We start from the raw sequence: 8,645 nt of genomic DNA on the forward strand, positions 1-8,645 counted from the left end.
AACATAACATCACCTACCCTGCAATATAACGATTCATATCTCGCTCGAATGTATATTCAAAACTATCAAGACTATCTATATCTGTGCTACCGTCATCTAATCTCTCATCCTTTTCTGCCTTTTCATTCCAAACAGCTTCTGATAATGCTTTTTTTAGCGTGTCACACCCATCAGTATAAAAGAATCTTCCAAGCCCCATTAGCCTGTTTAAGCAATGTATTCTGTCATTAACGATCTCCTTCCAAGCTGGGCGGACAATAACTTGCGGAAACCTCTCATCAATCGCCCTTGTAATTCCTCTTCCTAATACAGTCTCTGCATTATCCCAATACACATAATCTATTGGTCCGTAAAGTGCGATTATCTTATCCATAAACTCCAGCAGCAATCGGTCAATATCATTGCTGTCATAATCTCCAAAATGACGTTCTGAGCCGAGAGCAACCAATTCCCTATATCCCCTGGTTTTTCCTGCTGCAGTAAATGCATGGCCTGATTTGTTCCCTCCAAAGTCAACGCCTATGCATATTTCTGCTATGCTTGATCTGAGAATCTGCTTTACTCCAATATCTCCACTGACGGAATCCACTACCCTGCAATAACATGGTTTCGGATTGTCAGCAAACCGCCTGTAGATTGCTCCTTCTGCCCGCACCCACTTCCCAAGGATATAACGGTCATAATAAACGGTCCCCTCGTATTCATCACAGAGAGCTTTTACAAAATCCGGATCAAGAAAAGGATTATCAAATATCGTATATTCCTGGAGATAGAGCTTTTTTGTATCATCAAGGAACTTTTTAAGCCAGTGGTGTGGATATTCTGGGTTTAATGCTCCGTCAAAGCAGCTATACGGTTTATCAAGTCTTGATTTTAAAAGCTGAAACACTTCCTGATTCCATTCTGCTACCTCATCACCATAAACATATTTAAACGAGGCACCGCGGATCTTGGAAACCTGGCTCACCTTTTCAGCACCCAGGCAATAAGCGTTTTCTCCAAACAGCCGGCAGACATTCCGGTTATTAATCTCTCCAACAAGTGCTTGACCAAATTTATCACGCATGGGGGTTAGCACATTACGTTCAATGGTTTCCTTTGTGACGCCAAGGATAACATTCAGCCCGTCTTTTCCTGCCCTCTCCCTTATGCGTGAAGGTATTATCATATCAGTGTCAATATAGGTTTTTCCAGAACGTGTTGCACCTGATTTAAAGTTCCACCGCTGATTGGCATTAAGTACATATTCTATTTGCTTTTTGCTATATAAATCATTTATCTGCATCTGCCATCAGCTCCTTTACCGTTTTAAGGGTTTCATCGAGCATACCTAGACCCGTTTTCTCTGTATCATCATCATTACCTTTTAGCTTATCCGTCTGTGTCTTAATCTGCGCTATCCTGGCCCGTTGTTCAGCCGTTGCCATGTCCATATGATCCGTAAGCCAGTTAAGGGCTTTCATGCGGTCACCAAGTTTTATACTTGCGCCGTCCTTCCCCTGCTTCACCTCAGATATGATCGTGCCGTCTACGTCCGAGCTTTCACGGAATTTCACGGTGTTCACAATCTTGGTGAGCGTTTCACCTGTTTCCTTATCAACCACTGGCCCGAACGCTCCCATAACAGGTACTTCTTCCTGCCCGAACGACAGATAGTCCGTGATATCAGAAAAGGCTATATCCATGTACTTCTGGAAGACGTCTCCCGGTTCTAGATATGCTTCGGAAAGCTTTATCTGTTTCAATCTTTTTATTTCCGAGGATATACGAGGATTATTCTTTAATGCCGGGCCTTCTGTAAGAGCTACTTCATAGCTGCAACCATAGGCTTTTTTATAACTCTGTGTTGCATTAAATGACCTGCTGTAATAAATACAAAAAAGCCGTTGCTTATCGGTTAAGTCCTCATTACTCATTACTGACTCAATCTCTTTAGCCACAGCTTTCTTTTCTGCTTTGTTGCGTTTCGTTTTCTTTGCAACGTTGCATTCCTTTTCCTGCGTTGCGTTGCAACTCCATTTCCCTCTATTCTTCCATGACCGTACCGTACCTTCTGGTAAATCTAACTGGTTAGCTATGTCTTTTAGCATTACGCCGCTCTCATAGAGTTCCTTGGCTTTCTCTTTAATCTCATCTGGTGCTCTTGCCAAGCCTCACCACCTCACTTGTGTTGTTTTTATGTATTAAAAAGAGACGGGATTGTCCGCCTCTTATACTGGAATAAATGCACACTTGTTATCTCTGTTAATTATTGTACTCTCCTTGCGTTCTCTTTCCTTAACTCTTCCTTTTTCTTACGCATTAATTGCTTAATCTCATCTGGTACATCACTTTTTAAGTCTCGATTAATAGTTCCTACACAACTATGGAGGTGACTACCTTCCATATCTCTCAACCATACCTCTTTCCCGTCTCTCTGAATCCACCAGCCCTCTTGAGCTTTTACGTATGGAAACTGGTCCTGGATTAACCACTCTATATGCTCTTCTAATTTTCCCATATTGCATTACCCCCTGTGTTTTTCTATCATCATACACCAAATTTTACCAAAAGAAAACATCCATCACCGCATAACCAAGACAGGTGTTTCCAAAAGGAGGTGTATTATGAGTGAACGAATCGGAACGCCGGATTATGAATCCGAATTTGCATACTGCCGTCTATTGGCTACGTTCCGTCACTACTTGTGTAGCTATTTTTCTTTCTCGACATGGCCCCTCTCGGAATCGAACCGAGCCCTGATACGCTTTTATCTATAGTTATTATGCGTTAGCTTACGCCAGCAAGCCATCAGGAGCCAAGGCAAAGGAATTCTAAGTCTTTCGACCTACTCCCATTCGGGAACCCAGCCTTTTAATCCGCGCACCTGGTTTCGAACCAGGGTTTCCAGTCAGGGGGATTACTGTTGTTCTGCCGCTGAACTATGCGCCGATATGCCGGATTCACCGGCACGCCTTATTGTTTATAGTCTGGTAATGGAAAGTCAGACTTACCTTAGAGTTCAGTTTATAGTCTGGAAAGGTTGGGTCAGACTGGCAATCTATTAGCACCGCATTGCCAGGTGCGCCTTCGATATTATAGTCCGTCAAGACTAGTCGGACTTGCTAGTGACCATAAGGGGTTTTATGATTCACTTGTTCCATTTACAGTATAGCACGGAAGCAGTGTACACTTCTATTCACACTTTATTTAGGCTTTACTATTTCAAGATGTTCCAGTGCTCTCCTGTGCAATGTGTGTACCCACGTCCATTCATATCCTGCTTCTATGCAGATTTCCTCCCATCTCAGGCCCTTTATGTATCTTAAATAAAGTATTCTTTTCTCGTCTTCGTTTTCTAACCTTTCAATATTGTTAAAAACGCATGTATAGCACTTAACCCTGTGATATCTTGCCTTTATGAGCATCTGTTCTTTTTCTTCTAAAGCAACTATGTAGTTTGATAAATCTGTCTTTTCATTCCCGTGAGGCATTCCATCTCCCATACCTGCAGATGCTGACATTTTTTCTTCCCTAGTGCTTTCTATATCCAGTTCAATATCTCTGACAGCAAGCTTCTTTTTTTGATACTGCCTTAAGTAATCTTTCTTTATGTCATTGTCTATAATCAATTTCCATTCCCCCCTGTTTCCAGTAATTTCAGCCTAGCCCTGTCCCATTCTGCTTTCCACTTATCCAAACCAGAACCTTTCTCTATTGACATTACCGAAGCGAAAGTATATCTTCTCTGCGCTCTTGTCCCCGAACTTGCATATGCCATAATCATAGCTCTTGGCACCTTGTATAACTTAGTTATAGCATCAGCCGTATAGCTGCCTATCCATTCACCATTATCAAAAACATCATATATCTTGATTCCTTGCATCGTTATCCCTCCTGCCCTATAATAGCTTCAATCTCTTTTTCAATATTATCCAAGGCCTTCCATGCACACTGTTCTTCTGCCTTTTTCTTTTGGTCATGTGTCATTACCATGGTGTCACTGTGATTTTGCTTATGTATTGCAATCACTGTCCTGATCTGGCTGATCTGGTTCTCGGCCCGTTCTGCTACTGCAGCTCGCATACTGTAATACTCCCGATCATGTATCATCTTCATTTCTGCCGCTGTCATTTGCTCCACCTCCAATACTCAGAATAGACAATACACTCGCTGCCACAACCACGCCCCCAATACCAAGGACCGGCTTTGCTATGCCTATCATCATTGCCAACATACCGGCTATGGTAAAGACGTATAATACGTATAACTTAATCAGTATGATTGCTGCTTTCATTAATTTGTTTTTCATGTGATTACCCTTTCCTTTACGCTCCAATGCTCATATATCTGTTATGTACCTGCCTTAAGTGCTCCCCGTTGGCTGCCGCATAGAATCCAAGTGTTGTTGATGCGTCCTTGTGTCCAAGTATCTGCTGAATATCCTCAATCGCACAATCCTTGATCCTGAGCGTGGTCGCCATAGTCTTGCGGAAGAGGTGAGGGTATACTCTGCGCTTTAATCCTGCCTTTTCTCCGATCTGCTTGATAACCAACCTTAACCCGTCCTCATTGACCGCATTGTATGGAGCTCTTACCCGTGCAAACAATGCTTCGCTGTTATCATTCCTGGAAGCCAGATACTTTTCCAGGTGGACCTTGGCAACATCGTTTAAATAGACGGTCCGGTAATCAGAAGTCTTATGCGCATATATCACAATCTCTCCGGTACTCCAGTCAATATCCTGCTTACGCAGCTGAGGTACCTCTCCGATTCTCACACCTGTGCTAAGCAGGAACTCCATTAATGCCCGCTCTCTCGGATTAGTACAGGCTACTCTTAACCGTTCAATTTCCACACCTTTCAGGTAATCAATAGGCGGCTTACGTTCTTTCTTAACTGGTACAGCTTCAACCGGGTTTGTGCTGATAACACCATGCTTACGGAACCATGTGAAAACTGCTGAGAGGAATCGGCGCTCATTATTTACGGTCCTAGTGGAATTTCCCTTGCCGGTATACATGTCCAGGTAATACTTGATATCCACAGCCGTGATATGGCGTATGTTCTTGTCAGTAACGCACAGCATATTTTTCATGGCTCCCATATATGCCCTGACAGTCTTATCGCTCAGTCCGTCTTTGCGGACGTTCATCTCATACATCTGCAACAGGTATAAGTTATCGTCCAATTCCGTGGACAGCTCCGTTTCCTTCTTCTGAACTTCCACATAATACAGAGCCTTAATGATAACTGTTTCTAGTATCCTCAATGTCTCAGTATTGATATGTGGCTCCATTTGCATTAAGATTTCATTGATAATCCTCTCTTTCATTTTCTTTCCCCCTTTGTAAAAGCTGTACCTATAGTTTTATTGTTTCTTCCCTTTCACACCATTTTCCCGGTGTCAGGAATATGGTTAATCATGCAAATCTCAGTTTTGTGGAATAACAAACTTTGTAAAATGCGTTACATGGTCTGGAAAGTCGCAGTCCAAAGGTGTGCCACAATATGGTGGCTCTTCAATTGGAAAACTCCACCAGAGACAATCTCCATCTTCCTCATACCATTCATCAAGTGGTTTCGCCTTATGCATATCTTCTGGCTCCAGATCAGTATCCTCATACTTTTTTAAACGATCCCATAGACCTGGATAACTTGCCAACTTACTGGAATCCTGAAATCCCAATTTAATATTATTGGTCAACCTTTTCATATTTCACTTTGCCTTTCTACTTGGAAAAATACTAATTTAATTGATCTGCTTTTTTTGCATGATCAAATTTACCCTATCAGTCTCACATTTCCTCCATGGGTGGTTCTTTGTAGTGACTACTGGTTTGGTTGCAGCCTGATCTGCTGGAATCCCAATCTGGATGCGGCTGTATAGAGTGCTGTAACATATCCCGTTACTTTCTGCCAGGGTCACCACGTCTTTTGGGATTACTCTTTGCCTTGTTTTTCTGGTCCTTGCAATGCTTTCCGCTCTACTTACCAGTGGTGTAACTGCTGCCGCTTCCGGTGTCCAGCCTCTTTGTATCCTCCGCTTGTAGGTATCTGCATTAATCCCATTCTTTTCCGCCAATTGCTTGTTTATCTTGTACTCTTCACTTGTTTCCATTACAGGGGTGGAAATTGCATCTTTTACTTTCCACCCCATTGCAATCCTGGAATTAACCGTCTGCCTGCATATTCCCGATTTTGCGGCATTTATGTAATCATCAGGAGAAACATAAGTCCCCCAAACATCACGTGACATTCTGCCGCCTCCTATCCGCACAAACTGGACATGCAGTCCATTGCTTTATTTTTATCCTTTTCCTCCAGCTCCCGTATGATGTGGATATATGTATCCTGCGTTGTAGTGACGTTCGAATGCCCTAATCTTTTAGAAACGCTCGGAATTGATACTCCCGCAGCAAGCAGGACGGAAGCATGTGTGTGCCTTAAACAATGTGCAGAGATCACCGGCACGCCTGCCTCCCTGCAATATCTTTCCAGATAATTATTCAAGGTGGAATTAAATACCCGATCCGCCTTATCAAAGAAAAACGGTTCATCTTCCGGAAAACCTTTGATCAGCTGCTCAAACTGATCCGATAAACCGGGATCTATTGATACTTCTCTCACAGAGGATTGATTTTTTGTAGGCATGAACCTTCCGCTTGCAGATTTATAATTCCAGGTTTTATTCACCCTTATCTTTTTATTGGAAAAGTCAAAATCATTCGGTGTTAATGCTAACCCCTCTGCAAACCTGAGGCCCGTTTTTGCCAGAAGCAATATGAGCCAATCGAATCCCGCCTTGTCAGAGTGGAGCGGCAGCACATTAAGTAACTTTTGTAGTTCATCCCTGTTTAAATATTTCATTTTCTTCTCTGATGGCATCTTGCCCCGGATTACTACTTTTCGGGTAGGATCACGCTCTATTATCTTTTCGTCGTAAGCATCTAAGAGACAGGCTTTTAATTGACGGTGAAAATCCATAGTGGTCTGTTTCTCATGAGTAAGTGCATAATCGTTTATTAATTGCTGGTATTCCCTACGTCCCATTACTGACAAATCCAGTGTGGGAGCCAGTTCTTTCAGCCGCATATATGTCATCCGGTACTTTGACAATGTTACCTCTGCCACTGTCCCAGCTTTATATGCATCAACCCAGCTTTTGAAATATTCATAAAAAAGCATTTTACGCTCCTTCCTGCTTGTTATTCCACAGTCTTTCCACTAGATCCTGCGCATCATACAATTTTGTCCGTCCTCTCTCGGTTAAACTGTCCAAGACAATTGTATTCCACACACAAAGGCCGTCTCTTAATGTTCTTAACTGTTCTCTGGTTATAACAACCTTTTCATCAGCTTCCATATTGCTTCCTCCTTCAAAAACCATTACTCCATTCCAAATACTTAAATGCCAGCCAACATTTAAAGCACATTTTATTTTCGCATTCTTCATAAGCATGCTCTGATCCGCAGTACGCTTCGCAATTTTGGCACATTTCTCTTAGTTCTTCTGTAGTTCTCTCTTCATTTAAATGAGGCTTAACATTGTGGTACACCTCATTGATATTTGATTCTGTTTCTTTCCTCATAGATCCTCCTTTACTCCGTTAAATATGGGTTTACATCGCTTCTCTTATCCGCATAATCTCCCGGTCCAGTTTCATATCCACAATTTTCATGATCCGCTCATCATCAATCCCAAGTAACTCCTGGAGCTGTGCGACCATTATTGCAACATCTGCGATTTCTTCCGCAACATTTCTTTCAGCTTCTACCAACTCCCTGGCCTTTCCGGTTTTGATAAGGTTTTCTTTTGCTCTCCAAAACTTATTAATTGCCTGTGTCAGTTCTGCCAACTCTTCTATGCATTGGCGGCTTTGTGATTCGTAGCCGTAGTGGTGTGCTATGTATCTGATTTTCTGGTTTGTTGTCACTGCTCAACCTCCTGCGGCTTTTCGCACCGCTCAAATTCTATTACCCATACCCACGGGTTTCCTTCCCATCCGTAACGATTAATATTTTCTTTCTTGATTGTCGAATCCCATAGTTGAGAAAACGCATATCTCTTTTCCGTTCCGTTTAAGCTGAAAGGTTCTTCTGTTTTAACGCCCTCTGCAATAATTTGGTCGGTTGTGATATCCTGTAATTTCTCCACCCGTACATTTGTTACCTTTAACCAGATACGAGCGGCTTCTTTTGGCATGTGGATTGATGGTTTCCACGGCGTATTTGAATCTTCTGAGTTTTTAACACTTGCCTTATATCCGTAGAATTCAGCTAAGTGGCATCCCTCACCTTTGCCAACACGCTTAATGTATTTATGCCACGTTTCCCGAACATAGAGGATATCTTCTGGCTGATATGGTGAATACACCCTTTCTGCTATTGGATCAAAGTCATATAAGAACACTGGATTATCATTGACCTCAAAGTATCCCATCGGCTGCGGCTTAACTACTCGTCTTGTCACCGTTTTTCTACCGTCCAGTATTGCCCGGACCATATCAGTGTTGAATAAAATAGGTTTAATGCTCATGCTTCCCTTTCTCGCGCTCTCTAGCGCACGCTGATGGCTCAAATTCCGCTCATATTGCCATCTGTGACATTTCTTATCATCTAAGCCTATAAGCCGTCTAAATAGCTTAATAAATCAATCCCCTAC

The 8,645-nt window shown here is 42.4% G+C and carries 15 protein-coding genes and 1 tRNA gene; all 16 read right to left on the reverse strand.

Going from position 1 to position 8,645, the window contains the following annotated elements:
- Nucleotides 1-13: 13 nt before the first annotated feature.
- The 16 genes from RT269_RS09270 to RT269_RS09345 all read right to left on the reverse strand — a co-directional run bounded on the left by RT269_RS09270 (nucleotide 14) and on the right by RT269_RS09345 (nucleotide 8,519).
- A complete protein-coding gene (locus RT269_RS09270) occupies nucleotides 14-1,285 on the reverse strand; it encodes a terminase large subunit domain-containing protein (RefSeq protein ID WP_313182080.1) in 1,272 nt (423 codons plus the stop codon).
- Nucleotides 1,272-2,150: a terminase small subunit gene (locus RT269_RS09275; RefSeq protein WP_313182082.1), complete on the reverse strand. Its 879-nt coding sequence runs from the start codon at nucleotides 2,148-2,150 to the stop codon at nucleotides 1,272-1,274. The genes RT269_RS09270 and RT269_RS09275 overlap by 14 nt, the downstream gene beginning before the upstream one ends.
- 98 nt (nucleotides 2,151-2,248) lie before the next feature.
- Complete coding sequence (locus tag RT269_RS09280) at nucleotides 2,249-2,500, reverse strand: hypothetical protein (RefSeq protein WP_313182083.1); 252 nt, start codon at nucleotides 2,498-2,500, stop codon at nucleotides 2,249-2,251.
- A gap of 357 nt (nucleotides 2,501-2,857) precedes the next feature.
- Nucleotides 2,858-2,931 (reverse strand) — tRNA-OTHER (locus RT269_RS09285).
- Nucleotides 2,932-3,185: 254 nt separating this feature from the next.
- On the reverse strand, nucleotides 3,186-3,611 hold the full coding sequence (locus tag RT269_RS09290) for a hypothetical protein (RefSeq protein WP_313182084.1): 426 nt from the start codon (nucleotides 3,609-3,611) through the stop codon (nucleotides 3,186-3,188).
- Nucleotides 3,608-3,865: a hypothetical protein gene (locus RT269_RS09295; RefSeq protein ID WP_313182086.1), complete on the reverse strand. Its 258-nt coding sequence runs from the start codon at nucleotides 3,863-3,865 to the stop codon at nucleotides 3,608-3,610. Before RT269_RS09295 ends, RT269_RS09290 begins: the two co-directional genes overlap by 4 nt.
- A gap of 2 nt (nucleotides 3,866-3,867) precedes the next feature.
- Nucleotides 3,868-4,113 (reverse strand): hypothetical protein, encoded by a 246-nt coding sequence (locus RT269_RS09300; protein WP_313182088.1) that lies wholly within the window; start codon nucleotides 4,111-4,113, stop codon nucleotides 3,868-3,870.
- A complete protein-coding gene (locus tag RT269_RS09305; protein WP_313182089.1) occupies nucleotides 4,082-4,291 on the reverse strand; it encodes a hypothetical protein in 210 nt (69 codons plus the stop codon). The genes RT269_RS09300 and RT269_RS09305 overlap by 32 nt, the downstream gene beginning before the upstream one ends.
- A gap of 16 nt (nucleotides 4,292-4,307) precedes the next feature.
- Complete coding sequence (locus tag RT269_RS09310) at nucleotides 4,308-5,315, reverse strand: tyrosine-type recombinase/integrase (RefSeq protein WP_313182091.1); 1,008 nt, start codon at nucleotides 5,313-5,315, stop codon at nucleotides 4,308-4,310.
- 99 nt (nucleotides 5,316-5,414) lie between these two features.
- Nucleotides 5,415-5,696 carry a hypothetical protein gene (locus RT269_RS09315; RefSeq protein WP_313182093.1) on the reverse strand — a complete coding sequence of 94 codons (282 nt, stop codon included), beginning with the start codon at nucleotides 5,694-5,696 and terminating at the stop codon, nucleotides 5,415-5,417.
- Nucleotides 5,697-5,732: 36 nt separating this feature from the next.
- Nucleotides 5,733-6,239 carry a hypothetical protein gene (locus RT269_RS09320; RefSeq protein ID WP_313182094.1) on the reverse strand — a complete coding sequence of 169 codons (507 nt, stop codon included), beginning with the start codon at nucleotides 6,237-6,239 and terminating at the stop codon, nucleotides 5,733-5,735.
- An 11-nt stretch (nucleotides 6,240-6,250) separates the two neighbouring features.
- Complete coding sequence (locus RT269_RS09325) at nucleotides 6,251-7,168, reverse strand: site-specific integrase (RefSeq protein ID WP_313182095.1); 918 nt, start codon at nucleotides 7,166-7,168, stop codon at nucleotides 6,251-6,253.
- Nucleotide 7,169: 1 nt separating this feature from the next.
- Entirely contained in the window at nucleotides 7,170-7,346 is a 177-nt protein-coding gene (locus RT269_RS09330) for a hypothetical protein (protein WP_313182096.1), read from the reverse strand.
- Between the two features lie 13 nt (nucleotides 7,347-7,359).
- The gene (locus RT269_RS09335; protein WP_313182098.1) at nucleotides 7,360-7,572 is read right to left on the reverse strand and encodes a hypothetical protein; all 213 of its coding nucleotides are present in this window, start codon (nucleotides 7,570-7,572) and stop codon (nucleotides 7,360-7,362) included.
- 30 nt (nucleotides 7,573-7,602) lie between these two features.
- A complete protein-coding gene (locus tag RT269_RS09340) occupies nucleotides 7,603-7,917 on the reverse strand; it encodes a hypothetical protein (protein ID WP_313182099.1) in 315 nt (104 codons plus the stop codon).
- The gene (locus tag RT269_RS09345; RefSeq protein WP_313182101.1) at nucleotides 7,914-8,519 is read right to left on the reverse strand and encodes a hypothetical protein; all 606 of its coding nucleotides are present in this window, start codon (nucleotides 8,517-8,519) and stop codon (nucleotides 7,914-7,916) included. Before RT269_RS09345 ends, RT269_RS09340 begins: the two co-directional genes overlap by 4 nt.
- Between the last annotated feature and the right edge of the window lie 126 nt (nucleotides 8,520-8,645).

It is taken from the genome of Lacrimispora sp., assembly GCF_032078915.1.
Taxonomy (GTDB): Bacteria; Bacillota; Clostridia; order Lachnospirales; family Lachnospiraceae; genus Lacrimispora.

Excerpts from the sequence above, each read along its gene's own strand:
- RT269_RS09345 (WP_313182101.1), bottom strand. The coding sequence starts at position 8,519 with ATGAGCATTAAACCTATTTTATTCAACACTGATATGGTCCGGGCAATA.
- RT269_RS09315 (WP_313182093.1), bottom strand. The coding sequence starts at position 5,696 with ATGAAAAGGTTGACCAATAATATTAAATTGGGATTTCAGGATTCCAGT.
- RT269_RS09325 (WP_313182095.1), bottom strand. The coding sequence starts at position 7,168 with ATGCTTTTTTATGAATATTTCAAAAGCTGGGTTGATGCATATAAAGCT.
- RT269_RS09330 (WP_313182096.1), bottom strand. The coding sequence starts at position 7,346 with ATGGAAGCTGATGAAAAGGTTGTTATAACCAGAGAACAGTTAAGAACA.
- RT269_RS09320 (WP_313182094.1), bottom strand. The coding sequence starts at position 6,239 with ATGTCACGTGATGTTTGGGGGACTTATGTTTCTCCTGATGATTACATA.
- RT269_RS09280 (WP_313182083.1), bottom strand. The coding sequence starts at position 2,500 with ATGGGAAAATTAGAAGAGCATATAGAGTGGTTAATCCAGGACCAGTTT.
- RT269_RS09335 (WP_313182098.1), bottom strand. The coding sequence starts at position 7,572 with ATGAGGAAAGAAACAGAATCAAATATCAATGAGGTGTACCACAATGTT.
- RT269_RS09270 (WP_313182080.1), bottom strand. The coding sequence starts at position 1,285 with ATGCAGATAAATGATTTATATAGCAAAAAGCAAATAGAATATGTACTT.
- RT269_RS09310 (WP_313182091.1), bottom strand. The coding sequence starts at position 5,315 with ATGAAAGAGAGGATTATCAATGAAATCTTAATGCAAATGGAGCCACAT.
- RT269_RS09305 (WP_313182089.1), bottom strand. The coding sequence starts at position 4,291 with ATGAAAAACAAATTAATGAAAGCAGCAATCATACTGATTAAGTTATAC.
- RT269_RS09295 (WP_313182086.1), bottom strand. The coding sequence starts at position 3,865 with ATGCAAGGAATCAAGATATATGATGTTTTTGATAATGGTGAATGGATA.
- RT269_RS09300 (WP_313182088.1), bottom strand. The coding sequence starts at position 4,113 with ATGACAGCGGCAGAAATGAAGATGATACATGATCGGGAGTATTACAGT.